This window comes from Lysobacter fragariae, assembly GCF_054779775.1.
The window spans coordinates 91,537-117,882 of sequence record NZ_BAAGXP010000012.1 but is presented as its reverse complement, the minus strand read 5'-3'; the positions used below and the strand labels follow the sequence as shown (position 1 = coordinate 117,882).

Sequence of the window (26,346 nt, the reverse complement as noted above, 5' to 3'; positions counted from 1 at the left end):
CCATCAATAGTGGTCCTGCGCCAGCGTGGTGGTGCCGTCCGATCCGATGCGCACGGTGAGGATGCGGTCGAACTCGCCGTCCGCGATCGGCGCGACGCTGCATCGGCACAGCGCGGCCGCGATGTCGGGCACGGTATTGCTGTGGCCAACGACCAGGACATTCGTCCCGGCATGATCGCGCTGCAGTGTTGCCGCGAATTCCGCGGCAGTTCGGTTGGCGTCGTAGGTGGTGACGGCGAGGCCCTGCGATGCTGCTGCGGGGCGCGCAGTCAGTTGCGTGCGCTGATAGGCAGTGGCGTACACGGCGGCCAGAGGCCTGTCCTGAAGCAACGTGGCCAGCGCGTGGGCACGGGCCTCACCTTGCGGACTGAGCGGCGGATCCTTGCTGGCGTCGCTGGCTTTCTCTGCGTGACGCACCAGTACGAAGGTAGTCGCCGTTGCCCGCGGCGGGTTGGAGGTGCAGGCCGCCAGCGCCATCGCGAGCACCACTGACGCAATCATGATTGCCCGGCTGACTGGTCGACGCATCGCTTTTCCTCTGGTCATTCGTGGTGATTCACACGATCCGGCGCCACGCTGCTGAATCGTTCGATTGAGTGGCACGACATCGGGGGACACGATCAGGCAGCACGATCCAGCATCGTCAGCAATCCGCGCGCAGCGGACAGCCGGGACGCCGCATCGGGCAGTTCCAGCTTCACCCGCAGCTTGTCCGGTCCGTCCATCTGGTAGAGCTTGGGCTGCCCCTGGATCAATCGGATCACGGCCATCGGGTCCACCGACGGACGCTCGATGAACTGCAGGCGTCCGCCCTTGTCGCCCAGGTCGAGCTTGCGGATTCCCAGCGCCGTGGAGCGCTGCTTGAGTTCGGCGATGGCGAACAGGTGCTTCGCCGCATCCGGAAGCAGGCCGAAGCGGTCCACCATCTCCACCTGCAATTCGCGCAGCTCTTCCGCGTCGCGCGCACCGCTGATGCGCTTGTACAGCGTGAGGCGCGTGTGCACGTCGGGCAGGTAGTCCTCGGGGATGAGCGCGGGCACGTGCAGTTCGACTTCCGCGCCGCGTGCGTGCGTGCCGTCGACATCGGGCAGTTCGCCGCGTTTGATCGAACGCACCGCGCGTTCCAGTAGTTCGGTGTAGAGACTGAAGCCGACTTCCGCCATCTGTCCGCTCTGGTCTTCGCCCAGCAGTTCGCCGGCACCGCGGATTTCCAGGTCGTGGGTGGCGAGCGTGAAGCCGGCGCCGAGCTCGTCCATCGCCGCGATCGCATCCAGGCGCTTCTTCGCGTCGGCAGTGATCGAGCGCTGGTCGGGCACGACGAGGTACGCGTAGGCACGATGGTGCGAACGCCCGACACGGCCGCGCAGCTGGTGCAGCTGCGCCAGGCCGAAGCGGTCGGCGCGATGGATGATGATCGTATTGGCGTTGGGAATATCGATGCCCGATTCGATGATCGTCGAGGCCAGTAGCACGTTGAAGCGCTGCTTGTGGAAGTCGAGCATCACCCGCTCCAGCTCGCGCTCGGGCATCTGGCCGTGGGCGATGCCGATGCGGGCTTCGGGAACGAGTTCCTCCAGCTGCCTGCGCATGCGCTCCATCTGTTCCACGTCGTTGTTGAGGAAGTAGACCTGGCCGCCGCGGGCGAGTTCGCGCTGGAACGCTTCGCGCAGCTGTGCGTCGTCCCATGGCACCACGAAGGTCTGCACGGCCAGTCGATGCGCGGGCGGCGTGGCGATGATCGAGAGATCGCGCAGGCCCGCCATCGCCATGTTGAGCGTGCGTGGAATGGGTGTCGCAGTGAGCGTCACCAGGTGCACGTTGGCCCGCAGGGCCTTCAGTGCTTCCTTCTGGCGCACGCCGAAGCGCTGTTCCTCGTCGACGATCACCAGGCCCAGGTCCTTGAAGCGCACGTCGCCCTGCAGCAGGCGATGGGTGCCGACGATCACGTCGATCTTGCCTTCGGAGACCTTGGCGAGCTCCGCCTCGATTTCTTTCTTGCTCTTGAAGCGCGACAGCACCTCGACTTTGATCGGCCAGTCGGCGAAGCGGTCGCGGAAATTGCGGTAGTGCTGCTCGGCCAGCAGGGTCGTCGGCACCAGCACCGCAACCTGCTTGCCTGCGGCGGCGGCGACGAAGGCCGCACGCACGGCGACCTCGGTCTTGCCGAAGCCGACATCGCCGCAGACCACGCGGTCCATCGGCTGCGAGCTGGCGAGGTCACGGATCACCGCCTCGATCGCAGCGTGCTGGTCCGGCGTTTCCTCGAACGGGAATGCGGCGGCGAACGGCTCGTACATCACGCGGTCGAGGTCGAGCGCGAGGCCTGCGCGCGCTTGCCGCTTGGCCTGGATTTCCAGCAATTCTGCAGCGACGTCGCGGACTTTCTCCGCCGCCTTGCGCTTGGCCTTGGTCCACGCTTCGCCACCGAGCGAGTGCAGTGGCGCGGTTTCAGCGGACGCGCCGGAGTAGCGGCTGATCAGGTGCAGCTGCGCGACCGGCACGTACAGCCGGTCGCCCTTGGCGTATTCGATCTCGAGGTACTCGCCGGGCATGCCGCCGGCCTCGAGCGTGATCAGGCCGCGGTAACGGCCGACGCCGTGGTCTTCGTGGACGATCGGCGCGCCTTCGGTGAGTTCGCCCAGGTCGCGGATGATCGCTTCGGGTTCGCGGCCTGCGCGTTTGCGACGGCGCGGTTGCGCGGCGCGTTCCGGGAAGAGTTGGCGTTCGGTGAGGATCGCCAGTGCCGGCGCACTCAGCGCGAAGCCGTCTTCCAGCGGCGCCACGGCGATCGCGAAGCGCTCGTTGCCCGTTGCGAACTCGTGCCAGTCCGTCAGTGTGACTGGTCGCAATTCCGCTGCCTGCAGCAGTTCCAGCAGCGCCTCGCGGCGACCGGGAGAATCCGCAGCCACCAGCACGCGGCCCGGGTACGTTCGCAGGAACGACTTCAACGCTTCGGCCGGCTGCGCATCCTTCGCTGCCACGGGCAGCGAAGGTGCGGGCAGTTCGCCCAGCGCCGTGGCGCGTTCGCGTTGCGGATTCGCGTCACCGCAGACTTCGATGCGGTTGCCCTTGTTGAGCTGCTCGCGCAGCGTGTCGGGAGACAGGTACAGCTCGGTCGGCGGCAACAGCGGACGTTCAAGATCATGACGACGCTGCTCGTAGCGATCGGCGGTCTGCTTCCAGAACAGATCGGCTGCTTCCTGCGCGCCATCGCCGAGCACCGGCAACACGTTCGCATCCAGATAGTCGAACAGCGTCGACGTCTCGTTGAAGAACAGCGGCAGGTAGTATTCGATGCCCGCCGGCGCCAGGCCGCTCTTGAGGTCGTGATAGAGCGCGCTGCGACGGGTGTCGACATCAAAGCGGTCGCGCAACGCGTCCAATGCATGTTTGAGCGCGGCGTCGTCCAGCGGCACCTCGCGGCCGGGCAGCAGGTGCACGGCGTCGATCTTGTCGAGCGAACGCTGCGACTCGGGATCGAACGCGCGGATGGTGTCGATTTCGTCGTCGAGCAGCTCCACGCGGAACGGTGAGTCGGCGCCCATCGGATACACGTCCAGCAGGCCGCCGCGCACGGCGAAATCGCCGGGGTCCAGCACCTGCGGCACGTGGCGGTAGCCGGCGCTTTCGAGTCGGCGCTTCTCGGCATCAAGGTCCAGGCGCTGGCCGACCCGCACGTCGAAGCTGCCGCCCACCACATGCTTCAGCGGCGCCAGTCGCTGCAGCAGCGTCTGTACCGGCACCACGACGATTCCGCGTTTCATTGTCGGCAACCGGTGCAGCGCGGACAGTCGTTGCGAGACGATGTCCGGGTGCGGGCTGAACTGGTCGTACGGCAGGGTTTCCCAGTCGGGGAAGTTCACCACCGGTACCGCGGGATTGCCGGCGAGCAGCGTGCGCAGATCGGATTCGAGCTGGTTGGCGCCGTGGTTGTCGCGGGCAATGGCCAGGAGCGGACCCGAATGCGCCGACGCCGCCGCAGCGATGTGGAAGGCGAGCGCCGACGGCGAGGCAGGCAGGCGCCACCACGTGCGGTGCTGGCCGGCGCGGGGCAGGGGCGGTGTGGGGAAGGTCGGGTTGGCGGATTCGTTCATTCGGGCACGCAAAACAACGACAGCGCCGAGCGTCGTCGGACGCCCAGCGCAAGGGACAGCAAGTCTAGCGTGCGTTACCGGCCCAGCCTGTGCCGAAGGGGTTGGAACCCGTCAAAAGTGCGGCTATTCGGCCGTGGTCGGGTCGATCACGCTGGTCACCAGCGAGATCCGGTTGGCCGGGAACCCGCCCTGGCGCGCGTGTTCGCGCACCTGTTCTTCGGTTTGCGCGATGTAGACGCAATAGATCTTGTCGGCGGTGACGTAGCTGTGGTTCCACTGGATCTGCGGTCCCATGCTGCCCAGGACCGAGCAGGACTTCTGCGAGACGCCGCGCAGTTCGGCTGGACTCAGGTTGCCTGCACCCGGCAGGTCGCGTTCGATGACAAAGCGGGGCATTGCCAATCCTCCGTCAGTGGCTCCGGGTTTGCCCGCACGGTCGGCAGGGCATGAACACAGGTGCCTGGAAGAGTTAACGCTCCCGCAGCGAAGGCGCGGACGACCGCTGGTCGGAGGCAGGTCGCGCGCTGCGTGGCTTGAGGTCAAGCGCGACCCGGACCAAACCCGGCGACTCCTGGCGGAATTCGCGCTGGAAACCCAGCGACTGCGCCAGCGACAGCATGGGCGTGTTGTTTTCCAGCACATCGCCGTACAGGCGCCCCACGCGCTTGCCGCGGGCCCATTTCACCAGCCGCGTCATCAGGTAGCGGCCCAGGCCCATGTTCTTGATATAGCGGCTGACCAGGATGGCGAATTCCGCATCGCGACCGCCCTCGTCGATCGCCACGCGCGCCACCGCGCCGACCAGTGCCTCGCCCGGCGGGAGGGGTTCGGCAACGACCAGGGCGAACTCGGTGCGGGGATTGACGTGGGTCAGCCGTTCGGCCGATTCGGGGGTGAGCTCCCTCACGGCATGGAGGAACCGCTGGCGGATCTCGTCGGGCTCCAGCAGCGCGAAGCCCGCTCGCAGCGGGACGGCATCCTCGGGGCGGATGGGGCGGATCAGCACCTGGCGGCCGTTGGACAGCGTCTGGCGCTCGTGCCAGGGCGGTAAGCGTTCGCGCGCAGTCATGTAGCGATCTTGGCACACTGCCTGTTTAGGACTTCATCACACGCGTGACAAACATGAACGAAGCCGCCCTTCGCAAGTTGACCGCCGCCTGGCCGGGCGTCGATGCCGGGATCAAGTGGGAAGACGACCTGGTCTTCACCGTCGCCGGCAAGATGTTCTGCGTCACCTGCATCCGCGGCGCGCACAAGGGATCGATCAGCTTCAAGGTCGAGGACGAACGCTTCCTCGAGATGACCGAACGGCCGGGTTTCATCCCGGCGCCGTACATGGCGCGCGCGCACTGGGTGCAGATCGCCAACGCGAAGCCGCTGCCCGCATCGGAGCTGCGCGAACTGATCCGTCGCAGCTACGAACTGGTGCGGGCGAAGCTGACCAAGAAACTGCAGCTTGAACTGGCCGACTAGCCGGGCGCGGGTTCGTGCCGTTGGCGGCATGGGCTGCAACACCCGCGATGCTAGAATTCCCGGGCTTTTTGAACCTCAATACAAAGGAAGAATGCATGTCTGGTGGTGGTGATTCGACCCGCGCGATCCTGTTCGCACTTGGCGCCAATTTCGCAATCGCGGCGTCCAAGGGCGTGGCCGCCTTCATCACCGGATCCAGCGCCATGCTGGCCGAGACCGTCCACTCGCTGGCCGACTGCGGCAACCAGCTGCTGCTGATGCTGGGCATGAAGCAGGCGCGCCGCGCGCCCAACGTCGACCATCCGCTGGGCTACGGCAAGGCGATCTATTTCTGGTCGTTCCTGGTGGCGCTGATGCTGTTCATCGTCGGCGGCGCCTATTCGCTTTACGAAGGCTGGCACAAGCTCTCCCATCCCGAGCCGCTGAAGCAGTGGTGGTGGGCGGTCGGCGTGCTGGTGTTCGGCATCGTCGCCGAAGGCATGTCGATGCGCGCCTGCCTGCAGGAAGTGGCCAAGGCCCGCGGCCCGCGTACGTTGTGGCAGTGGTTCCGCGAGAGTCGTCAGGCCGAACTGGTGGTGATCTTCGGTGAGGACCTGGCGGCGCTGGCCGGCCTCGCGCTTGCCCTGGCAGCCGTGTTGCTGTCGGTGGTGACTGGCAACCCGATCTGGGATGCGATCGGCACGCTCGCCATCGGTGCGTTGCTGGTGGTGGTGGCGGTGTTCGTCGCGATCGAGGTCAAGGCGCTGCTGATCGGCCAGAGCATGGATCCGGACCGCGAGCAGCAGCTGCGCAACTTCATCGAGCAGCGCCCGGAAGTCGGCCACGTGCTGAGCCTGATCACCCTGCAGCTGGGCAACGAAGTGATGCTGTCGGTGCAGGCGGAAATGCAGGAAAACCAGAGCGCGATTGCCCTGGTCGAGCAGATCAACGAAGTGGAACGCGCCATCAAGGTGGCGTTCCCGGAAGTGCGTTGGAGCTTCTTCGAACCCGACCTAGTGAAGGTCGTGGCCTGACATGGCCGGGCACGGCGACTCCACCCGTGCGGTGCTGGTGGCGCTGGGCGCCAACCTGTCCATCGCGCTGGCCAAGGGCGTAGCCGCGTGGTTCACGCGCTCGGGCGCGATGCTGGCCGAGACCGTGCACTCGCTGGCCGACTGCGCCAACCAGGTGCTGCTGCTGGTGGGCATGCGCCAGGCCAAGGCTGCGCCCTCGGAGGAGCACCCGCTGGGCCAAGGCAAGGCCGTGTATTTCTGGTCGTTCCTGGTGGCACTGATGTTGTTCACCGTCGGCGGCATGTATTCGCTGTACGAAGGCGTGCACAAGCTGCACCACCCCGAGCCGCTGGAAAACTGGGGCTGGGCCGTGGGCGTGCTGTTGTTCTCGATCGCGGCCGAAGGGTATTCGACGGCGGCGTGCCTGAAGGAGGCCGCCGTCGAACGCGAAGGCCGCAACCTGTGGCGCTGGTTCCGCGAGAGTCGTAGCGCCGAGCTCATCGTCGTGGTCGGCGAGAACATCGCGGCCCTGCTGGGCCTGGTCGTCGCGCTAGCGGCGATCATCGCCAGCATCGTCACTGGTGATCCGCTGTGGGACGCGCTCGGTACGATTGCCATCGGCGTGTTGCTGGTGGTGATCGCGGTGTTCGTCGCGATCGAGGTCAAGGCGATGCTGGTGGGGCAGAGCATCGATCCGCACCGTTCGCGGGAGTTGCGCGCGTTCCTCGATGGGCGCACCGAGATCGTGCAGGTGGTCAGCCTGATCACCCTGCAGTTGGGCAATGACGTGATGGTGTCGGTGCAGGCGCGGATGCGTCCATCCGCACGCCACGTCGCCGATGACATCAACGACATCGAGCGCGCTCTCAAGGCGAAATTCCCAGAGGTACGCTGGAGTTTCTTCGAGCCCGAGCGCTAGGTCAGGTCGAAGGAGGGGGCGAACGAAACCGCGCTGGCCGAAGCAGCCAGTGTCGGATTACGGTGCCGCTTTCAGCCACTCGAGGCGCGACGATGCGTCGCGCTCGCCTAGTACCTTGGCCAGCGCCTTGAGCATGGGCCCGAGCTTCACGTCCAACTGGAACGGCGCGTTGAGCAGCAGCAGGCCGCTACCGTTCATGTGCAGCGGCGAATCGTCCGGACGCACCAGCAGTTCCGCGACGAGCACGGATTTCGCCGGCAGCGTCGTGGCCCGGCGATAGAACGGCTGCAACGAGCGACGCAGCTTGATCGGGTACCACAGCGCATAACAGGCTTGAGGCCAGCGTGCCAACGCGTCCCGCAGCGCGTGGAGCGCGGTATCGAATTCCTCCAGCTGCGATTCGAACGGCGGATCGATGAGCACCAGGCCGCGCGCGAACTTCGTGTCTCCGATCTTCGGCGGCAGCAGCGCCTTCATCGCCGCGTAGCCATCGCGCTCGTGTACGGCCACGCGCGGGTCGCGGGCAAAGTTGGCCTTGAGTTGCGCGGCCTCTTCCGGTTGCAGTTCGCAGGTGGCGATGCGGTCGTCGGCTCGCAGCGCGTGCGCGAGCAGCCAGGGCGAACCGGGATAGCTGTGCTTGTCGTGTTCCTGCCGACAGGCGCGCACGGCCTGCAGGTAGCGGGTGATGAGCGGGTCGGAGGGAGCCTCCGCCACCAGGCGCCCGATGCCGCCTTCGGCCTCGCCGGTGCGCTGGGCCGAGTTGCTGTCCAGCGCGTACAGGCCACGGCCGGCATGCGTGTCCAGCGCGAACACCGGGGTCGGCTTGGCGGTCAGCGCATCGCAGATGGCCAGCGTCACGACGTGCTTGATGACGTCCGCGTGGTTGCCGGCGTGGAAGGCGTGGCGGTAGTTCATTGGGAATCGGGCGTGCGGAGTCTTCGGATGCGCAGACTACCCGATCCGGGCCGGCATCCCTGCGCAGCGAGGGGTTTCACCGGAGATTTCAGATGCGAGGTCGGCCTGTTTTTTCCGGGTATTCATTGGAAATGACGCAGGTGGAGGAATTTCCGGGCTGCTGCGGAACGAGGCCATGAGCCGTTTTCCCCTCGCCACCGCGGGCGCCGTACCGGTCGGCTGCTTCGTCGACTGGGCCTGCGCGGTGGTCCCCCCGTCGCGCCGGGATGACGTTGAAGGAGGAGGGTGGCTTAGGATTCGCCAACCGGGTGTCCGATCACCTGCCAATCCCTGCGAACCCGTCAGAACCCATGCGCATCCTCCTCGTCGAAGACGAACCGGCCATCGCGGAGACCGTCCTGTATGCGCTGCGCACCGAGGGATTCGATGCGCACCACTGCCTGACCGGCGGTGAGGCGCTGCGCGAAGTAGCGCGCGAAACCTACGATCTCGCGGTGCTCGACGTCGGCCTGCCGGACATCGGTGGCTTCGCGCTGTGCCGCGAGTTGCGCCGCACGCGCGACCTGCCGGTGATCTTCCTCACCGCGCATGACGCCGAGGCCGAGCGCATCCTCGGCCTTGAAATCGGGGCCGACGACTACGTGACCAAGCCGTTTTCGCCGCGCGAGCTGGTCGCCCGCGTACGCGTTGTGCTGCGGCGCGGGCGAGCGGTGGCGGCGCCGGGCGGCTTCGAGCATGACGCCCAGGGCCACCGCGTCCGCTACCGCGGCCATGCCCTGGAACTGACGCGCTACGAATACGGACTGCTGGCCGCGCTGCTGCAGCGTCCCGGCGCCGTGCTCTCGCGTGCGCAGCTGATGGATCGCGTGTGGGGCGACGCGCTGGAAAGCGGCGATCGCACCGTGGATACCCATATCAAGACCCTGCGCGCCAAGTTGCGCGTTGCCGTGCCGGATGCGGACCCGATCCGTACGCATCGCGGCATGGGGTATTCGGTTGAGGAATGACGGCGATGGCGGCCATGCGCAAGGATCCGAATCCCCTGTGCTGCCCCGGGCATTCGCCCATGAAACGAATCCACTCATGAATCTGCCAGCGAAGCGCCACGAATGAAGATCGGCCTGCGCATTTTCCTCGGCTATTTCCTGATCGTCGCGCTCGCGGCGTTCCTGCTGATGCGCGTATTCGTCGTCGAGGTCAAGCCCGGTGTGCGCCAGGCGATGGAAGACACCCTGGTCGACACCTCCAACATCCTCGCCGAACTGGCGACGGATGATTTCCTCGCCGGCACCATCAACAGCGGCAACTTCGCCCGGCGCGTGCATGAGCTGGCCGGACGCGACTTCGGTGCGAGGATCTGGGGTTTCGGCAAGCGCGGCAGTACCTACCGTGTCTACGTCACCGACGCCCGCGGGATCGTGGTGTTTGACAGCACCGGCAAGGACATCGGTGCGGATTATTCGCGATGGAACGACGTCTACCTGACGCTGCGCGGCCGCTACGGCGCGCGCTCCACGGCCAGCAATCCCGATGATCCCGATTCGACCGTGATGCACGTGGCGGCGCCCATCCGCGATGCGCAGCGGCGCATCGTCGGCTCGTTGACGGTAGCCAAGCCGAACCGCGCGATCGAACCCTTCATCCTGCGCAGCGAGCGCGTCGTGCGGCGCTGGGGCCTGGTGCTGCTGGGTGTGGCGATGGCGATCGGTCTGGTTGCCGCGTGGTGGCTGTCGAGGCAGTTGGGTGGGTTGCGTCGCTACGCGCATGCGGTGACCGCGGGCGAGCGCGCGATCCTGCCCAAGGCCGTAGGCGAATTCGACGAGCTCGGCCGTGCGCTGGAAACCATGCGCGATCGCTTGGAGGGCAAGCAGTACGTCGAACAGTACGTGCACACGCTGACGCACGAAATGAAGGGGCCACTGGCTGCCATCCGCGGCAGCGCCGAGTTGTTGGAGGAAGCAGGTGACGGCCCGCCGATGCCGCCAGAGGATCGCGCCCGATTCACCGCCAGCATCCGCATGCAGAGCGAACGACTGGCACAGATGATCGACAAGCTGCTCGCGTTGGCAGGCGTGGAGCATCGGCAGCGACTGGAAAGCACGGAACGGTTGGACGTCGCGGAAATCGCATCCGCGGTCGCGCAGCAATGCGCGCAACGACTGGTGCGCGACGGGAAGGAGCTGCGTGTCGCCGTACCGGACAATCTGGAGGTGCGCGGCGACGCGTTCCTGCTGAAGCAGGCCCTGATCAACCTGGTGGAAAACGCGGCGGACTTCTCGCCGGCGGGTTCACCGATCGAGCTGCGCGCGGTGCCGCATGGCGGCCTGCTCCGTTTCGAAGTGACCGACCACGGCCCCGGCGTGCCGGAGTACGCATTGCCGCGCGTGTTCGAGCGCTTCTATTCGTTGCCGCGACCGGAAGGCGGCAGTCGCAGCAGCGGACTCGGACTCTGCTTTGTCGCCGAAGTCGCAACCTTGCATGGCGGCGAAGCAGCGCTCGCCAACCGCGAGGGCGGTGGTTCCATCGCGACGCTGACGGTGCCGCTGGCTTGATTCATTGAATTTGGACCGCAGGCGACGAGCCCTGTCAGGGTCGCCGTCCAGGGCCGTTCGACTTCACCGTCGCTTCACCATCGCCACATCAGCCGCCCATCGCTGCCTTCGATGCTCCCTCCATCGCCGCAACGGAGGGAAACCCATGCGATTGCTACCCAAGGTGTTGCTCGTCTTCATCATGACCATCGCGATCATGATTCCGCTGATACTCATCCGCGGCACCATCAGCGAGCGCCAGTTCTACCGCACGCAGGCGGTAGCGAACATCGCGCGCAGCTCGGCGGGCGCGCAGGCGCTGGCGGGGCCCGTGCTGGTCGTTCCCTACGTGGAGACCATCGAAGTCGAGGAAAAGAACGACAAGGGTGAGGTCATCCGCAAGGTCAAGCAGGATGGCGAGGCTGGCCGCTGGACGTTCTTCCCCGAGCGGTTCGAACTGCACGGCAAGCTCAATCCATCGACGCGACGTCTCGGCCTGCACGAGGTGCGCGTGTACCAGCTGCAGGCGCGCACGCAGGCCACGTTCAAGGTGGTCATACCCGCAGACGCCAACCCGGAACTGCCGCGCAAGATCGGCCAACCGTGGCTGAGCTACGGCATTGCTGACGTGCGTGGACTGGCAGGCACGTCGAAACTGATGCTGGATGGGCGCGACGTGGCGCTGGAGGAAGGGTTCGGCAGCCGCGAAGCCACCGGCGTGCACGTCCGCCTGGCCGCACCGGTTGCAGGGCAGGCACTGTCGCTGGATGCGCGGTTGAATGTCGATCTCGATGGCACCGAGTCCCTCGCCATCGTGCCGCTCGCCCGCAGCAACTCGCTCGACATCACCTCCAGCTGGCCGCATCCGCGCTTCGGCGGCGATTTCCTGCCGCGGCAACCGCAGATCAGCGGCAAGGGCTTCTCGGCGAAATGGGAAGTCTCGTCGCTGGCATCCAACGCGCAAGCGCAGTTCAAGGCCGGCAAGACCCTGCCCACGCTGAGTACCAGCGCGGACCAGATGCCCGGTGAGAGCGGACCGAACGCGGGCATGAGCACGGGCGGCATCGACGCGGTGGGCCTGTCGCTGGTCGATCCGGTCAACGTCTACTCGCAGGCCGATCGCGCCAGCAAGTACGGACTGTTGTTCGTGATGCTGACTTTCGTCGGATTCTTCATGTTCGAGCTGATCAAGCAGCTTCGCATCCACCCGATCCAGTACGGACTGGTCGGTCTGGCGCTGGCGATCTTCTTCCTGCTGCTGGTCAGCCTGAGCGAGCACATCGCGTTCCATTGGGCGTACGTCGTCGCCAGCATGGCCTGCATCGGATTGCTGGCGTTCTACCTGAGTGCGGTCCTGCGCAGCGCGGCACGCGGCCTGGGCTTCGCTGCGATGCTGACGACGCTTTACGCCGCGCTGTATGGGCTGCTGGTATCCGAGGACAACGCGCTGGTATTGGGATCAGGGCTGTTGTTCGTGATCCTCGCCGCGATCATGGTGATCACGCGCAAGTTCGACTGGTACCAGCTGGGTGGTGGCAAGCCGGTACCGCCGCCGTTGCCCTGAATTCGCCACGACTCGAAGGCACAGCCTCTCTTCGGAGAGGCTGTGCTGTGTCATGCAAACAGCGACACGCCAGGCACCAGCCACAGCGACACACTGGCCAGGGTGACGCCAATTCCCGTCGCCGCCAGCACGTCGCTGGGATAGTGCAGGCCGAGCACGACGCGCGATGCCGCCACGCTGGCAGTGAAGGGAATCAGCAACCACGCGAGCATCGGATAGTGCGCCATCGCCACCAGGCTGAAGGACACCGCGTGCAGGGTGTGACCGGAGGGAAAGGAGAATTCGTCCAGCGGCGCAACCCAGGCGTGGATGCGCGTGTCGTTGGCGAACGGCCGCGGCCGGCGCGTCCAGCGCTTGAGTGCCTTGTACATCGTCAGCGCCACGACACCGGTCGCGGCCATGTGCGCTGAAGCGGCCAGTCCGTGCTCGCCATCGATGATGATCAATGCAGCCATCAGGACATACCAGAACACTCCGTCACCCAAACGGCTGACGACGGCAAAGAACGCACGCGGTGCCTGGGTCTCGCCGAGGCGGTTGGCGCGCAGGCACCAGCCGGATTCGCCCTCGATCAATCGCTTGGGCAGCGTCAGTTTCATGCGACCTCCTGGTTCACCTCTGCATCGGCACCGGTCACGCGCGAGCCCACGCGTGAGCGCGCAAGGCCCAGTAGCAATTCGTCGAAATCCTCGGAGACCTGCTCTGGCCGCAATCCGCTGATGGCATCGCGTCCGGCGACAGCCATGTCGCGACGCGCCGCGTCTTCCATGCCGATGCGCACCACCGCGCGGATGAAGCCCGCGTCGTCACCATCGGCAATTGCCGCGCCATGCACGTTGTCGCGCAGGTGTTCGCGTGCGGCGCCGTAATCGAAGGCGATGGTCGGCACGCCACTGGCCATCGCTTCCAGCGTGACGTTGCCGAATGTCTCGCTGTGGCTGGGGAAGATGAAAAGGTCGCCGCTGGCGAAGTGGCGCGCCAGCGTTTTGTCGCGCTGGATGCCGCAGAAGATGAAGTCCGGGTTGGCCTGTTGGAGCTTCTCGCGTGCGGGGCCGTCGCCGACCCAGACGAAACGGGCGTCGGGACGCTGCTTCTGCAGCTCCCGGAACGCGCGCACTGCCAGGTCGAGGTTCTTTTCCGCCGCGATGCGTCCGACATAGATCGCCGCGACGCCGTCTTCCGGAACGCCCCAGGCTTCGCGCAGGGCGGGATCGCGTCGCGCGGGATCGAACAGACGCGTGTCTACGGCGCGGGGCAGCAGCACCACGTCGTTGAAGCCGTTGGCCTGCAGGAACTGCTGCAGTTCGCGCGTGGGCACCAGCGTGGCATCGGCGCCGTTGTGGAAGCGGCGCATCCAGCGCAGCGCGGTCTGGGCGAGGAAGGCCGCGCCGTAGTCGCGCATGTATTCATCGAAGCGGGTGTGGAAGCCGGTCGACGCCGCGATGCCCAGCTTGCGCGCCGCGCGTAGCGCCGACCAGCCCAGCGGGCCTTCGGTGGCGACGTAGATGGCGTCGGGTCGTGTCGCCTGCCATTGCGCGACAAGCTTGCGCGTCGATGGCATGCCGAAACGCAGGCCGGGATAGCGTGGCAGTGGTGCGCCGCGGACCAGGAATTCGTGCGCGACACCCGTCGCGGACGAGCTCTCGTTCGACTGGCGTGGGCGGATAAGGGTGACGTCGTGCCCACGGGCGCGCAGGCCTTGCTCCAGCCCCTGCACGGTCAGGGCGACGCCGTTGACTTCCGGCGGGTAGGTCTCGGTGACGATCGCGTAGCGCATGCGCGGCAGGCCCCCGGGGCATTGGCCCGGTTTGCGGGAGAGTGCGCGGCGGGCGTGTCCCGGCCGTTGCAGGGCTGTGACCGGGGCGTTACGGCCCAGGAGAGCTACTGCAGGTCGATGAAGCAGCGGACGTCCGGAGCCAGCTTTCCGGGTTTGACAGCGGTCCCAAGCCCGGAGCTCGGCGGTTCGAGCTTTTTGCCCGGCAACCCGAGCCCGGAAGCTCGGCGGTCCGAGCTCTGAGCTCGACGGTTCGAGCTTTTTGCCCGGCGATCCGAGCCCGGAAGCTCGACGGTTCGAGCTTTTTGCCCGGCGATCCGAGCCCGGAAGCTCGACGGTTCGAGCTTTTTGCCCGGCGACCCGAGCTCTGAGCTCGACGGTTCGAGCTTTCTGCCCGGTGACCCGAGCCCGGAGCTCGACGCCCCGAGCTTTTTGCTCGGCGATCCGAGCTTTCTGCCTGGCGATTCGGGTCCGGGCCCCGCCGGTCGATTCTTTTCCCGTCGATTCGGCGCGGTCAGCCGGGCTGTGCGCCGGCCTGCTTTTCCTTCAGCGAGACCAGGAACCCATGCGCCATCTCCGTCGACAGTCCGTGCAGTGTCAGGCGGAAGCCCGCGCGCAGCGTCGACATCGGCACCAGTGGGTGTTTGTTGTTGACCAGCGTCAGGTGGGCGCGCGCGTCGAGGATGGTGGCCACGTACAGGCCGATGGTCTCGTCGAGCTGCAGCGAGTTGGTCGCGCGCCAGAAGTCGCTGTCGGTCAGCATCAACTGGTAGATCGGCGTGAACAGCTCGATCGAGCTCTGCAGGTCGAGGAAATTGCGCCGCCGTGCCGGCATGTCCTCCAGCCGTAGCGCGGGTTGGTGGATCATCGACAGGTCAGGCGACTCCACCCGCTCAAGCTGGCGTCCGGCCTGGCGTAGCTGCGTGTTGAGGTTGATCAGGAAGTTGTAGAGGTTCAGGTCGTGGATGAGGTACATCTCATCGCGCACGTCCGCAATTTTTCCCGGCTGCAGCGGATTGGTCGGGACCTGCACCGGTGCATTCGCGGCAATGAACTGCAGGATCTGCGAGCCCAGGTGGAAATGCCGCAGGATCAGCCAGTTGGCCTCGGGGCGGATGAAGTTCTCCATGCCCCACGCAAGCAGCCGGTGCAGTGCGCGCGAGAACGCGATGCGGCGCGGCGTGAACACCTTGATCACCTGGAACAGCACGATCAGCGTGCGTGCGAACGGCCGGATGAAAGGCAGCAGGAATTGGCGTGAACGCGAGCTGGAATCGGCCAGCCACGCGCGCTTGACCTCCTCCGACAACGGCGTGCTCCGGTCCAGGTACAACGCCAACCACGGATCGGGATCGCGTGGATCGTGGGCATGGTTGAGGAATTCAGGCGTCATCGTCATGGCGTCACGTGCTCGAACTGCATGAGATACAACTGTGCGGTGCGGCGCGCGGTGTCGATGATGGCCCGCGTGCCGCGGCCGGCGGCGTCGCCGCTTCCATGATCGTGTTCCAGAACAATCTCCACTGCGCGCAGCCAGCGTAGCAGGTGGTGCTCGTCGTTGGCCCCGTGATACTCGAGGAAACGGAAAGCATCGGCCGGAAGCGCATCCTGGCCATGCATCAGGCTCGCCTTCATCAGCGGCAGCAGCGCCGGGATAATGCGTTGGCCGGTGCCTTCGATGATGTAGATCGCGCCCAACAGTCCCAGCGGATTGGGCGTGGCCGCCAGCGCGTGCAGGTAGCTGTTGAGCGCTTCGCCGCCGGGATTGCGACGAAGCGCGTCGATGTCGCGCGTGCCGCCAGCTTTGCGATAGTCGGAATAGAGGATTTCGTAGTCGTTCTGCTCGTCGCCTGCGTGTGTTTCGATCAGGTCGGCCAATGCCTGGTAGGGCGGCTGTACGGAAGCCGCGCCTTCGCGCATCCACTTGCTGCCTTCACGCACCTGCGGGACCCAGTTTTCCGCCCAGTCGGCATAGTCGGCGCGAGTGAAGCCGCCCTCGCGCAGTTTGCGGATCAGTGGGGTGCGCCATGCGCGGGAGCGGTAGCCGTGCCAGATCGTCGCCAGTTCGCCCAGCAGGTGGCGAAGTGCCGCGGGAGCATCGGCCGGATCGTGCGGCGGGGCGATGACATCGTCTGCGTGCGACGGAACCGGAGTTGGAGCGCGCGCGGGAGTGGTGTCGCCAGCGGGTTGCGCAGGAGCGTCCGCGGCTTCGACTTCAATCAGCACGAAGGCAACAGTGAAACGTCCCGATTCGGGGATGAAGCACAGGATCTTCTCGCCCGCACGCACGGTGCGCGTGCGCAGGAATTCGTCGAGCATGATGAAGATCGACGCGGCGCCGGTGTTGCCGCGCGAGGTGAGGTTGCTGTACCAGCGCTCGCGCGGAATCGACAGGCCGGCCTTGACCATCAGTTCGTCCACGACCGGCGCGAAGCGTTCGGACGAGTAGTGGCAGAGGAAGTGGTCGATGCGTTGCGGATCGATCCAGCCGGCGTGCGCCAGCTTGGCGTACTCGTGCACGCCGACGTCGAACAGGTGCGGCAGCAGTCGGATGTCCTGGCGCAGGAGCAGCGCGCCGTCGGCTTCGGCTTCATGCCAGGAGTCGTAATCCACGTGCAGGCGGCCGCTGTCCGGCGCCTTACCCAATTGCATGCACACCGGGTAGTCGCCGGCGAACGAGCGCTGGTGGATGAAGCGAAGCCGCAATTGCAGCCCCTGGGTTGCAGGCGCGGAGGTCAGCTGCAGCGCGCCGGCGCCGTCGGAGAGCATCCAGCGCAGGAAATGCGCGTCGAAGTCCGCGTCGTATCCGCGCGCGGCAAAGCGCGAGCGCTTGAACAGGCGCGATGGCATTTCCGCGGCGGCGACCATCGCATGTGCATGCGAGCCCAGTTCGACGGCGGACGCCGCGGCCTCCCACGCCGACACGCCGGAGGCACAGATGCCGTGGCTGGACAGGATCTGCATCGGGGGTGCGGCGAGTTCGCCCTGCACCATGCTGGCGAAGCCCGGCATCAGCAGGTCGCCACCGGATGTGCCGCAGGCGAGCAGCCCGATGTATTCCAGGCGCGAGGTTGAGCCGGACACATGCGTTGCAGCGAGGCAGTCGCGGATTGCCGCGGCCGCCATGTCCGCGCAGGAATGCACCGTCTGGCCTTGCGCGTCGATGGCGTAGTGGCGGGTGAGGATGCCGTTCTCGCCGAGGATGCGGCGCTTGATCCGGCGGGACAGCTTGTTCAACGGCGCGACGAAGGCATCCATCGCCTCGTTGTCGATCGGGTCGCCCGGCAGGAAGCGACCGGTGCCGCGGATCCACGTGCGTTCGAAACGGGTTGGCATTCAGCAATCCTTTCCTGTGACAGGCGGTCCCATGGCAGGGGCGCGCAGCGAACTAGAACGCAGTCGCGGCACCAGTGCGCCGAGCACGTAGGTGCGCAGGACGTAACGGGCGAACCCGCTTTCCAGCATCCGTACATCGATGTGGCCGCGCAGCTGTCGATGCAAGTGGGGCAGTTGCGACCAGTGTGCCCGGCCGTCGCGGTGGTGCGCACTGTGCAGGCCGATATTGAACAGCAGCGGGTTCAGCAGGCCTTCGAAGTTGCGGGCGTTGCGCCTGGTCGATGTCTCATCGGCGTGCGCGTGTTGCAGATAGTTGGCGGCAAGCAGCCAATGCAGCCCGAACAGCTGCGGGACGATCACCAGCACGAAGGCGCGTCGGGGGGCCAGCGCCAGCAGCGTCGCCCACGGCAGCCACCATGCGACGTATTGCAGCGCGTACCAGCGTGCGACGGCGGGCGCGCGTCGATGCATCGCCCGCAGCCAACGCAGCGCAAGCGGATACAGGACCACAACGACTTGTACGGGATGCAACAGCCAGCCAGGCAGGTGGTTGTGGTCGCCGAATTGCCAGGTGCGGGCGACGTCGCGCGCGCCGTGGCAATGACGGTGGTGGTTGCGGTTGTGCGTGGGATGGAAAACGAAGGTCGGATGACCCTGCAACGCACTCAGGACGAATTCGGTGGCCCGGTTGCAGTCGCTGCGTCGCCACATCGGCAGGTGCGCATGATTGTGGTGGATCACGCTGATCCCGACGGCGAGGAACAGGCTTGCCGCGAAGGGCGCCCAATGAAATCCATGGTGCCACTGCCAAGCCATCAGCACCGGCTGCAGGGTCAGGTAGGCGAGGCTCTGCAGGTCGCGACGTTCGCGCAACGGCCCCAGTGGCCGCAGGGCTCGGCTCAAGTTGCGTGACTCGAGCCGTGCATCGGAGTCGGTTGCGCATTCGCCAGCCGCGAGGCGGCGGCATCCAGCGGCAGCGTGCTGCCGGCCCAACGGTCGAAAACGTCCAGCAGGAAGCCGTAGTTGCCCTGGTAACACGCGTGGTGCAGATGGTGGCGACGACTGGCAGCACGCCATCCTCGCGCAGGCGCCGCGCGGCTGAACTCGTAATTGGAATGGCCCAGGCTGTTGAGCGCGATGCTGATCACTGTCAGCGCAGCAAGCGCCTGCAGGCTGAAATCGTGCAGCAGCATCGGCAGCATCGATACGCTGCCCAGCATCATCGCTTCGATCGGATGCAGCGCGTAGGTGGAGAACGGCGTGGCCGTGTGCGACTGATGGTGCTGGCCGTGGAAGCGGCGCAGCCAGCGCATGTGCAGCAGGCGATGGTTGGCGTAGAAGTGCAGCTCGTTCCAGAAGAACAGCACCACCGATTCGATCAGGATGCGCGTCACCGACGGCTCGTGTGCCAGCCGTGCCCAGCCAAGCTTGAGCATCCACCACGGCGCGAGCAGGCCGATGCCGAAGATCAGGATCGAGACGACGGATTCGCCGATCTCGCGTCGCAGCTGCCCGCGAGGAAGCGGTCGCGTATCGAGCAGGCGTCCATAACCCAGGCGCGGCAGCAGCGAGCGCGTCAGCCACCAGTTGGCCGCGCCGAAACCGAAATACAGCGCGCTGAACCACGCCACGCCATAGAGCGCGACCTGCCACGGTGCCAGCGAGAGAAAAGCTTCACCCATGCAGCACCACCGCGTTGCCGTTGAAGTCCCGCCTGCGTTCCATGCTAGGTCGGGTCGTCAGGCGCTGTGCGTCAACGGTGCCGGTGCTGGCGTGGCCAATCGCGGCCAACGCGTCAGCACTGCGGCACGTATGCCGGCGGCATCCAGGCCGGCTTCGGCGAGCAACTGCTCACGGCTGGCGTGGTGCTGGAAGGCGTCCGGCAGGCCCAGGTGCAGCATTGGCAACGCAATGCCTTCGGCAGACAGCAGTTCGGCCACGCCCGATCCCGCACCACCGGCGATGACGTTGTCCTCGACCGTGACGAAGCCTTCGTGCGTCTTCGCCAGTTCCAGGATCAGCTCGCGATCCAGCGGTTTGACGAAGCGCATGTTGACCACGGTCAGGCCCAGTTCCTCGGCGACGGTCTGCGTCGCCGGCAGCACTGCGCCGAATGCGAGCAGCGCCACGCGCGAACCGCGCTGCCGCAGCTGTGCCTTGCCGATCGGCAGCGTGTCCAGTGTCGGCTCGATCGCGACGCCGGGGCCCGTGCCGCGTGGATAGCGCACCGCGGCCGGGCCGTTGTAGTGATGGCCGGTGGACAGCATCTGCCGGCATTCGTTCTCGTCGCTGGGTGCCATCACCACCATGTTCGGCACGCAGCGCAGGTAGCTCAGGTCCAGGTTGCCCGCATGCGTCGCGCCATCAGGCCCGACAACGCCACCGCGGTCGATCGCGAACAGCACGTCGAGGTGCTGGATCGCGACGTCGTGCACGAGCTGGTCGTAGCCGCGCTGCAGAAAGGTGGAGTAGATCGCGACGACCGGCTTCGCGCCTTCGCAGGCCATGCCGGCAGCGAGCGTCACCGCGTGCTGCTCGGCGATGGCGACGTCGAAATAGCGTTGCGGGTATTCCTTGCTGAAGCGCACCAGGCCGGAGCCTTCGCGCATCGCCGGGGTGATGCCCATCAGCTTGTCGTCGGCAGCGGCCATGTCGCAGAGCCAGTCGCTGAAGACGTCGGTGTAGGTGGGTTTCTTCGCGCCAGCTTTCGCCACCAGGCCCTTCGACGGATCGAACGGACCGACGGCGTGGTAACCGATCTGGTCGCCTTCGGCCAGTTCGTAGCCCTTGCCCTTGGTGGTGATGATGTGGAGCAGCTGCGGACCCTTCAGGCCCTTGAGCGTCTTCAGCGTGGCGACGAGCGAGCCGATGTCGTGGCCGTCGATCGGGCCGGTGTAGTGGAAGCCCATTTCCTCGAACAGCGTGGACGGCACGAACATGCCCTTCCAGTGTTCTTCCCAGCGCTTGACGAACTTCGCTGCCGGCCTGTGCTTGTCGCCGAGCAGCCTCTTGCCGCCTTCGCGGATGGCGTTGAGCGTGCGGCTGCCGGTCATGCGGCCGAGCATCTTGGTCAATCCGCCGACGTTCTCGGAGATCGACATCTGGTTGTCGTTGAGGATCACCAGCAGGTTGGGCTCGCTGCTTCCATCGGTACCGCCCATCCCGCCGGCGTGCATCAGCGCCTCGAAGGCCATGCCCGCGGTCATCGCGCCATCGCCGATGACGGCGACCACTTTGCGGTCGTCGCCCATGCGCTGCAGTGCCACGGCCATGCCCAGTGCGGCGGAGATCGACGTGGAGGAATGGCCGACGCCGAAGGTGTCGTATTCGGATTCCTCGCGCTTGGGGAACGGCGCGACGCCGTCCTGCTGCTTCACCGTATGGATGGTGTCGCGGCGACCGGTGAGGATCTTGTGCGGATAGCACTGGTGGCCGACGTCCCAGACCAGTCGATCGACCGGGGTGTCGTACAGGTAGTGCAGGGCGGTGGTGAGTTCGATCACACCGAGCCCTGCGCCGAAATGACCACCGACCCGGGCCACCTGTTCGATCAGGTAGGCGCGCAGCTCGTCGGCGATGGCGCGCAGCTCGTCTTCGGGGAACTGGCGCAGGTCGGCGGGGACCTGGATGCGGGAGAGGCGCGGATAGCGTTGCGGATCGATCATCGCGGGGGAGTGTGGCCGAACAGCCGGAACGACAAGTCCGTCATTGTCGTGCCGGGCGGGAATAGGGGCAAGCAAACGGTCCACGAAGGCCCACGAGCGGCCCACGAGCAACCTGCAGCTACAGAGGCATCAATGCCGCGCCGGCGGCCGGCCCACGACAAAAGCTGCAGCCACAGAGCCATCAATGCCGCGCCCGCGGCCGGCCCACGACAAAGTTGCAGCTACAGAGCCATCAATGCCGCGCCGGCGGCCGACAATCGCGATACACGGCGCTTTGTCCGTTCATCCACAAACCGGAACCACCACCCCCAAAAAGAAAAAAGCGGCCGAAGCCGCTTTTCTCCAGACGCCCCGATCAACGCCCGCGCAACCGCCCAAACAGTCCACCGGACTTCTGCGGTTCCGGCTCCGGTTCCGGCTCGCGATAGGGCTCGGCATAGCCGGTAGCGAGGTTGGCGTTCACGAAGTCGGTGACTTCCGCCAGGGTCACGCCGCAGGCGGCGGTGACTTCCTCCAGCGTCGCCGGGCCCTTCATCATCGCGGTGGCGATGCGGAAGTGCTTGGGGAATTCGCGCTCGGTCTGCGGCCACTTGAGCAGGCGATAACGACCGTTGGGGTCGAACCCACCCATCAACTTGCCCTTGCCGGCCTGCAGGGCGCAGAACCAGAGCAGGCGGGACAGCGATTGTGACTGGCCAAGGATCGCGATATCGCGGCCCCAGGCGGCATCGTCCATCGGCTGGAAGTCGCCGGATTCCAGCTTCGCCTCCACGTGCGTTGCGATCGGCTTGAGCGTGGCCGGGCCGTAGAACTGCTGCTGGTCCAGGTCCAGGAAAACCGTGGTGCCGCCGCGACTCAGGCTGACGCGGCCGCGCAGCGCGCCCGGAGCCAGCCAGTCGATCAGGGTGCGGTCGCGCGGCGGCGGGGCCGGTGCCGGCGGCGGTGCAGCCACCGGAGCCGGCGGGGCCACGACGGGCGCTTCGGCGCTGGGTGCCGGGGATTCCGTGGGCGCGAACGGTGCAGCGGCGGCGACCACGGGGGTCGGGGCGGGCGCGGCAGGCGGCTGATACGCGACGGCGGCCGCTTCGGAAGGCGGCGGCGGCGGCTCCGGGGCCAGGTCGGGACGGATCGGCGGGGCGGTGGCGGCGTGCGATGGAGCGCTTTCAGCCGGTGCAATCGACTGCAGCAGCTCGGCGACCGCTTCGGCGTTGAATGGCTTGCCCAGGCGGAAGTCGGTCTGCGCGCGTGGCGCGGAGGTCAACCCGATCACCACTTTGCCGGCGCCGTGCAGACGCAGCCAGCTCATGGGCCCGTACATGCTGTCCATGTCCACCACCACGTGGGTGGCGTCCTGCTCGGATACCAGCGGCCAGTTGCCACCCATGCGCATGCTGGCTTCGGCGAACGCCGAGGTCAGCGCATTTTCGGTTGCAGCGTCCATGCCGGTGAAGCCGAAGGTTGGGCGCATCAGGTGTTCCGGATTGTGACGATCTCGTGAGTGTTGCGCGGACAGCCAAGGACCGTCAACGCGGAAAGGTCACGGGTGGCGTGACGCAGGTCTCATGGATTGTGTTGCGACGCAACAAACGCGCATTCAGCGTCGCGACCCCACGGCAGCCAACTACACGCCAACTACTGGACCACCAGCTCCGGCCGCGACCGCTTGGGCAGTTGCGCCTTCAGGAAGGCCATCTGGTCGGCCAGGATGTTGCGGTTGCTCAGGATCAGGTGTTCGACCCAGCTCGGACGATAAGGCACGGCCAGCAGTGGCATGCCCGCCTGCTGCGGGGTCCGGTTGCCCTTGCGCGAATTGCAGTGGAAGCACGCGGCAACGACATTTTCCCACGTGTCCTTGCCACCCTTGGACACCGGCAGCACGTGGTCACGGGTAAGGCTGGGGCGACTGAACTCGTGGCCGCAATACAGGCACAGGTGCGCATCGCGTGCGAACAGCGCGACATTGGTGAGTGCGGGCGTGGGGTCGAGTGCATGCGCGCGAGCATGGCCGCGCGCCGCGACGATCGGGTGCAGTTCAAGCAGGCTCTGCGTGCCGGTCAGGCGGCAGATGCCGCCATGCACCTGCAGGCAGGGATCGCCGAGTGTCCACGCGACGGCGCCGCGGGCATACAGGCAGGCGGCGTCCTGCCAGCTCATCCAGTCGAGGACGCGGCCGTGCGCGTCCAGAGAAAGCAAACGGACCGCACTGAGGCGGTCCGTAGAGGGTCGGTAAGCGTATTCAGGAGTCGAGCTATTGACTGGATCACGCAGGCTCGCTGCGTGGGTTCCAGTTCGGACCAGCCTCAGGTTGGCTCTATCGGTCTCCATTGGGCAACCAGCTTATACGCCTCTGGTTACATTTTGGGTACCCGCCCACGGGGAGATTCAAGCCGCGAGGGTGTTGATGCCGCGCGGGCGGCCGGAGAAGGCAAGCTGCGAACCGCTTTTCACCGCCACCTCCTTCGCACGGACTGCTGCTCTGCCCATCACGCGAAAGCGGTGCCACGCCCTCCTGCTTCACACAGCAGAGATCTTCCCAGACCCCTCACGCATCAAACGCAGCTTCGTCCAGCGCCGTGAGCGTGCTCGCCGGGCTTGCGATCGCGGCGGCATGCGACAGCGTGCGCGGGAGCAACCGGGCGAAGTAGAAGCGCGCGGTTTCGCGCTTGCTGTCCTTGAACGCCTGCGAATGCGACGAGCCTTCCGCCGCCAGCACGCTGCGCGCCCACCAGTACGCCAGCGACACGTAGCCCGAGTACATCAGGTAGTCGTACGCGGCGGCGCCCACTTCGTCCGGGTTCGACATCGCGCGCTGTCCTACCTGCAGGGTGAGCTGCTGCCATTGCGCGGCTTTCTCGCGCAGCGGACCGATGAATTCCGCCACCGCCGCATTGCCGGACTGCTCGTTGCAGAACTGCTCGATCATGCCGAGGAACACGCGCAGTCCCGCGCCCTGCAGCTGCATGACCTTGCGGCCCAGCAGGTCCAGCGCCTGGATGCCGGTGGTGCCTTCGTACAACGTGGTGATGCGTGCATCGCGCGCGAGCTGCTCCATGCCGTTCTCGGCGATGTAGCCGTGGCCACCGAAGCACTGCAGCGCGTCATAGGTGCATTCGATGCCCCACTCGGTGAGGCAGGCCTTCACGATCGGGGTCATGAAGCCGACCAGCGTATCGGCCTGCTCGCGTTCTTCCGGCGTCGGTGCGCGTTCGGACACGTCGACCTGCAGGCCGGCGTGGTAGCTCATCGCGCGGCTGCCTTCGACCAGCGCCTTGCAGGTCAGCAGCATGCGGCGCACGTCGGGGTGGACGATGATCGGGTCGGCGGGCTTTTCCGGGAACTTCGCGCCCGACAGCGAACGACTCTGCAGGCGCTCGCGCGAATAGCGCAGCGCGTTCTGCCATGCGCGGTCGGACAGACCCAGGCCCTGCACGCCGACGCCGAGACGCGCGGTATTCATCATGGTGAACATCGCCATCAGGCCCTTGTTCGGCTGGCCGATCAGGTAGCCCTGCGCACCATCGAAGTTGATCACGCACGTGGCCGAACCATGGATGCCCATCTTGTGTTCGATGCTGCCGCAACGCACCGCATTGCGATCACCGATGGCGCCGTCACGCGACACCTTGAACTTGGGGACGATGAACAGCGAGATGCCGCGGCTGCCCGCAGGCGCATCGGGAAGTTTTGCCAGCACCAGATGGACGATGTTGTCCGTCATGTCGTGCTCGCCGGCGGTGATGAAGATCTTGGTGCCGCTGATCGAATAGCTGCCGTCTTCGTTCGGCACGGCGCGGGTCTTGAGCAGGCCCAGGTCGGTGCCGCAGTGCGGCTCGGTCAGGCACATGGTGCCGGTCCAGCGACCGTCGACCAGCGGCTTGAGGAAGACTTCGCGCTGCCAGTCCTCGCCGTGGTGGATCAGTGCGTCTGTCGCGCCATGCGAGAGCAGCGGGAAGTTGCCCCACGCCAGGTTGGACGCGTCAATCATTTCCTTCAGCGGCACGCCCGCCAGGTACGGCATGCCCTGGCCACCGAACTCCACCGGCGACACCAGCCCCGTCCAGCCACCATCGACGAACTGCGCGTACGCCTCCTTGAAGCCCGGCGGCGTGGTGACCGCGCCTGTGTCCTTGTCGTACTTGCAGCCGATGCGGTCGCCGGTTTCGTTGAGCGGCGCGAGCACGGTCTGGGTGAAGCGCGCGGCTTCCTCGAGCACGGCATCGACGACGTCGCGGCTGGCGTCGGTGTGGCCGAGGCGGGCGAATTCGGCTTCCGCACCCAACAGGTCGAACAGCACGAAACGGATGTCGTTGAGTGGGGCTTTGTAAGCGCTCATGGCAGGTAACCGGATTGGATTGCGGGGAATGCGAACGGGACGCGTGGGTTGGAGACGGTTGCGTTGAACGGTGGCACTGCAACCGCGCCGCTACAACCGCCGCGCCCAGGTTCGGGACGAACGAAGTGTGTGCCTGCAATCTAGAGCCGGGACTCAGTGCGGCGCGTTCCGCGCATCCCGGGCTTCGGGTCGGCTCAGCGCATCACGCCCGGCAGGCCCGGTGCCGGACTGAGCTGGCTGCTGCGTTCGATGTCGAAGCTGCGCTGCTTGCGCTCATCGGGCGTCGCGTCCACGCGGCCCTTGAGCGAGTAGGCGATGCTGCGGCCGCCGCCGAGCGCATCGGCCACGGCCAGCTTGGCGCCGGCCTGTGGCGTGAAGACCGAAGTGACGACGTCGGCCGATTCCGGCCCGATCGTCATCGCCGGCTGCGCGGTGACATGGCCCGCGTCCTGCTCGCCGACGACCAGCGCGAGGTCGACGCTGTCGAAGCGCATCGGAATGCTGCTGAAGTTCTCGATACGCAGTTCCACCGACCAGCGACCGTCGGCGCGCACGGTCAGTTGCTGGATCTGCGCGGTCGGTTCGGACACGCGACGCACGGGGCCTCCGGAACACGCCGCGAGGCCAACACCGACCATCAAGGCAACCGCCATGGCTGCCAGCGTGCGCGATCCTGCCTTCATTCCGTGCTCCGATTCCGCAAGGGAATTGCCGTGGGGAAGGCGAGCATACACCGCGTGATATGGCCGC

22 protein-coding genes are annotated in these 26,346 nt (G+C 66.3%); 6 read left to right on the top strand and 16 right to left on the bottom strand.

All coding sequences use genetic code 11. The features are described from left to right. Positions 1-3 precede the first annotated feature (3 nt). The 4 genes from ACYVD7_RS12545 to ACYVD7_RS12530 all read right to left on the bottom strand — a co-directional run bounded on the left by ACYVD7_RS12545 (position 4) and on the right by ACYVD7_RS12530 (position 5,163). The gene (locus tag ACYVD7_RS12545; RefSeq protein ID WP_460763729.1) at positions 4-528 is read right to left on the bottom strand and encodes a phosphoglycerate mutase family protein; all 525 of its coding nucleotides are present in this window, start codon (positions 526-528) and stop codon (positions 4-6) included. 92 nt (positions 529-620) lie between these two features. Continuing rightward, positions 621-4,094, bottom strand: coding sequence for a transcription-repair coupling factor (mfd, locus tag ACYVD7_RS12540; RefSeq protein WP_460763727.1), 3,474 nt, complete (start codon positions 4,092-4,094; stop codon positions 621-623). Between the two features lie 123 nt (positions 4,095-4,217). After that, positions 4,218-4,490, bottom strand: coding sequence for a DUF4242 domain-containing protein (locus ACYVD7_RS12535; protein ID WP_460763724.1), 273 nt, complete (start codon positions 4,488-4,490; stop codon positions 4,218-4,220). A 73-nt stretch (positions 4,491-4,563) separates the two neighbouring features. After that, positions 4,564-5,163: a GNAT family N-acetyltransferase gene (locus ACYVD7_RS12530; protein WP_460763722.1), complete on the bottom strand. Its 600-nt coding sequence runs from the start codon at positions 5,161-5,163 to the stop codon at positions 4,564-4,566. Positions 5,164-5,216: 53 nt separating this feature from the next. Here ACYVD7_RS12530 and ACYVD7_RS12525 point away from each other — a divergent pair, with 53 nt between their 5' ends. From ACYVD7_RS12525 to ACYVD7_RS12515, 3 genes are all read left to right on the top strand, one after another. Then, positions 5,217-5,567 (top strand): MmcQ/YjbR family DNA-binding protein, encoded by a 351-nt coding sequence (locus ACYVD7_RS12525; protein WP_460763719.1) that lies wholly within the window; start codon positions 5,217-5,219, stop codon positions 5,565-5,567. 95 nt (positions 5,568-5,662) lie between these two features. Next, complete coding sequence (locus ACYVD7_RS12520; RefSeq protein WP_460763717.1) at positions 5,663-6,580, top strand: cation diffusion facilitator family transporter; 918 nt, start codon at positions 5,663-5,665, stop codon at positions 6,578-6,580. Between the two features lies 1 nt (position 6,581). After that, positions 6,582-7,478 (top strand): cation diffusion facilitator family transporter, encoded by an 897-nt coding sequence (locus ACYVD7_RS12515; RefSeq protein ID WP_460763714.1) that lies wholly within the window; start codon positions 6,582-6,584, stop codon positions 7,476-7,478. Positions 7,479-7,535: 57 nt separating this feature from the next. Here the strand turns inward: ACYVD7_RS12515 and ACYVD7_RS12510 are convergent, their stop codons facing one another. Next, positions 7,536-8,393, bottom strand: coding sequence for a 23S rRNA (adenine(2030)-N(6))-methyltransferase RlmJ (locus ACYVD7_RS12510; protein WP_460763711.1), 858 nt, complete (start codon positions 8,391-8,393; stop codon positions 7,536-7,538). Positions 8,394-8,743: 350 nt separating this feature from the next. Here ACYVD7_RS12510 and creB point away from each other — a divergent pair, with 350 nt between their 5' ends. The 3 genes from creB (at position 8,744) to creD (ending at position 12,488) form a co-directional block, all read left to right on the top strand. Further along, positions 8,744-9,400, top strand: a complete 657-nt coding sequence (gene creB, locus ACYVD7_RS12505; RefSeq protein WP_460763708.1) for a two-component system response regulator CreB — start codon at positions 8,744-8,746, stop codon at positions 9,398-9,400. Positions 9,401-9,502: 102 nt separating this feature from the next. Beyond that, a complete protein-coding gene (creC, locus tag ACYVD7_RS12500; protein ID WP_460763705.1) occupies positions 9,503-10,945 on the top strand; it encodes a two-component system sensor histidine kinase CreC in 1,443 nt (480 codons plus the stop codon). A 145-nt stretch (positions 10,946-11,090) separates the two neighbouring features. Continuing rightward, positions 11,091-12,488, top strand: coding sequence for a cell envelope integrity protein CreD (creD, locus tag ACYVD7_RS12495; protein ID WP_460763702.1), 1,398 nt, complete (start codon positions 11,091-11,093; stop codon positions 12,486-12,488). A gap of 50 nt (positions 12,489-12,538) precedes the next feature. Here the strand turns inward: creD and ACYVD7_RS12490 are convergent, their stop codons facing one another. From ACYVD7_RS12490 to ACYVD7_RS12440, 11 genes are all read right to left on the bottom strand, one after another. Next, positions 12,539-13,087: a phosphatase PAP2 family protein gene (locus ACYVD7_RS12490; RefSeq protein ID WP_460763699.1), complete on the bottom strand. Its 549-nt coding sequence runs from the start codon at positions 13,085-13,087 to the stop codon at positions 12,539-12,541. After that, a complete protein-coding gene (locus ACYVD7_RS12485) occupies positions 13,084-14,265 on the bottom strand; it encodes a glycosyltransferase family 4 protein (protein ID WP_460763697.1) in 1,182 nt (393 codons plus the stop codon). The genes ACYVD7_RS12490 and ACYVD7_RS12485 overlap by 4 nt, the downstream gene beginning before the upstream one ends. 511 nt (positions 14,266-14,776) lie before the next feature. Then, the gene (locus ACYVD7_RS12480) at positions 14,777-15,661 is read right to left on the bottom strand and encodes a DUF6999 family protein (protein ID WP_460763694.1); all 885 of its coding nucleotides are present in this window, start codon (positions 15,659-15,661) and stop codon (positions 14,777-14,779) included. Continuing rightward, positions 15,658-17,598, bottom strand: a complete 1,941-nt coding sequence (locus ACYVD7_RS12475) for a 3-oxoacyl-[acyl-carrier-protein] synthase III C-terminal domain-containing protein (RefSeq protein ID WP_460763692.1) — start codon at positions 17,596-17,598, stop codon at positions 15,658-15,660. The genes ACYVD7_RS12480 and ACYVD7_RS12475 overlap by 4 nt, the downstream gene beginning before the upstream one ends. Continuing rightward, positions 17,599-18,501 carry a fatty acid desaturase gene (locus ACYVD7_RS12470; protein WP_460763689.1) on the bottom strand — a complete coding sequence of 301 codons (903 nt, stop codon included), beginning with the start codon at positions 18,499-18,501 and terminating at the stop codon, positions 17,599-17,601. Continuing rightward, positions 18,498-19,280 carry a sterol desaturase family protein gene (locus ACYVD7_RS12465; protein WP_460763687.1) on the bottom strand — a complete coding sequence of 261 codons (783 nt, stop codon included), beginning with the start codon at positions 19,278-19,280 and terminating at the stop codon, positions 18,498-18,500. Before ACYVD7_RS12465 ends, ACYVD7_RS12470 begins: the two co-directional genes overlap by 4 nt. A 57-nt stretch (positions 19,281-19,337) precedes the next feature. Continuing rightward, positions 19,338-21,263 carry a 1-deoxy-D-xylulose-5-phosphate synthase gene (dxs, locus tag ACYVD7_RS12460; protein WP_460763684.1) on the bottom strand — a complete coding sequence of 642 codons (1,926 nt, stop codon included), beginning with the start codon at positions 21,261-21,263 and terminating at the stop codon, positions 19,338-19,340. Positions 21,264-21,618: 355 nt separating this feature from the next. Beyond that, complete coding sequence (locus ACYVD7_RS12455) at positions 21,619-22,731, bottom strand: hypothetical protein (protein ID WP_460763681.1); 1,113 nt, start codon at positions 22,729-22,731, stop codon at positions 21,619-21,621. A gap of 164 nt (positions 22,732-22,895) precedes the next feature. Continuing rightward, positions 22,896-23,588 (bottom strand): HNH endonuclease, encoded by a 693-nt coding sequence (locus tag ACYVD7_RS12450; protein ID WP_460763679.1) that lies wholly within the window; start codon positions 23,586-23,588, stop codon positions 22,896-22,898. Between the two features lie 217 nt (positions 23,589-23,805). Next, entirely contained in the window at positions 23,806-25,596 is a 1,791-nt protein-coding gene (locus ACYVD7_RS12445; RefSeq protein ID WP_460763676.1) for an acyl-CoA dehydrogenase C-terminal domain-containing protein, read from the bottom strand. A gap of 194 nt (positions 25,597-25,790) precedes the next feature. After that, positions 25,791-26,279, bottom strand: coding sequence for an LEA type 2 family protein (locus ACYVD7_RS12440; protein ID WP_460763673.1), 489 nt, complete (start codon positions 26,277-26,279; stop codon positions 25,791-25,793). Positions 26,280-26,346 lie beyond the last annotated feature (67 nt).

Coding starts and splice junctions, on each gene's coding strand:
- ACYVD7_RS12535 (WP_460763724.1), bottom strand. CDS start 4,490: ATGCCCCGCTTTGTCATCGAACGCGACCTGCCGGGTGCAGGCAACCTG.
- ACYVD7_RS12545 (WP_460763729.1), bottom strand. CDS start 528: ATGCGTCGACCAGTCAGCCGGGCAATCATGATTGCGTCAGTGGTGCTC.
- ACYVD7_RS12440 (WP_460763673.1), bottom strand. CDS start 26,279: ATGAAGGCAGGATCGCGCACGCTGGCAGCCATGGCGGTTGCCTTGATG.
- ACYVD7_RS12525 (WP_460763719.1), top strand. CDS start 5,217: ATGAACGAAGCCGCCCTTCGCAAGTTGACCGCCGCCTGGCCGGGCGTC.
- creC (WP_460763705.1), top strand. CDS start 9,503: ATGAAGATCGGCCTGCGCATTTTCCTCGGCTATTTCCTGATCGTCGCG.
- ACYVD7_RS12530 (WP_460763722.1), bottom strand. CDS start 5,163: ATGACTGCGCGCGAACGCTTACCGCCCTGGCACGAGCGCCAGACGCTG.
- creD (WP_460763702.1), top strand. CDS start 11,091: ATGCGATTGCTACCCAAGGTGTTGCTCGTCTTCATCATGACCATCGCG.
- ACYVD7_RS12445 (WP_460763676.1), bottom strand. CDS start 25,596: ATGAGCGCTTACAAAGCCCCACTCAACGACATCCGTTTCGTGCTGTTC.
- ACYVD7_RS12465 (WP_460763687.1), bottom strand. CDS start 19,280: ATGGGTGAAGCTTTTCTCTCGCTGGCACCGTGGCAGGTCGCGCTCTAT.
- ACYVD7_RS12520 (WP_460763717.1), top strand. CDS start 5,663: ATGTCTGGTGGTGGTGATTCGACCCGCGCGATCCTGTTCGCACTTGGC.
- ACYVD7_RS12475 (WP_460763692.1), bottom strand. CDS start 17,598: ATGCCAACCCGTTTCGAACGCACGTGGATCCGCGGCACCGGTCGCTTC.
- dxs (WP_460763684.1), bottom strand. CDS start 21,263: ATGATCGATCCGCAACGCTATCCGCGCCTCTCCCGCATCCAGGTCCCC.
- ACYVD7_RS12510 (WP_460763711.1), bottom strand. CDS start 8,393: ATGAACTACCGCCACGCCTTCCACGCCGGCAACCACGCGGACGTCATC.
- ACYVD7_RS12515 (WP_460763714.1), top strand. CDS start 6,582: ATGGCCGGGCACGGCGACTCCACCCGTGCGGTGCTGGTGGCGCTGGGC.
- ACYVD7_RS12485 (WP_460763697.1), bottom strand. CDS start 14,265: ATGCGCTACGCGATCGTCACCGAGACCTACCCGCCGGAAGTCAACGGC.
- ACYVD7_RS12480 (WP_460763694.1), bottom strand. CDS start 15,661: ATGACGATGACGCCTGAATTCCTCAACCATGCCCACGATCCACGCGAT.
- ACYVD7_RS12450 (WP_460763679.1), bottom strand. CDS start 23,588: ATGGAGACCGATAGAGCCAACCTGAGGCTGGTCCGAACTGGAACCCAC.
- mfd (WP_460763727.1), bottom strand. CDS start 4,094: ATGAACGAATCCGCCAACCCGACCTTCCCCACACCGCCCCTGCCCCGC.
- creB (WP_460763708.1), top strand. CDS start 8,744: ATGCGCATCCTCCTCGTCGAAGACGAACCGGCCATCGCGGAGACCGTC.
- ACYVD7_RS12455 (WP_460763681.1), bottom strand. CDS start 22,731: ATGCGCCCAACCTTCGGCTTCACCGGCATGGACGCTGCAACCGAAAAT.
- ACYVD7_RS12490 (WP_460763699.1), bottom strand. CDS start 13,087: ATGAAACTGACGCTGCCCAAGCGATTGATCGAGGGCGAATCCGGCTGG.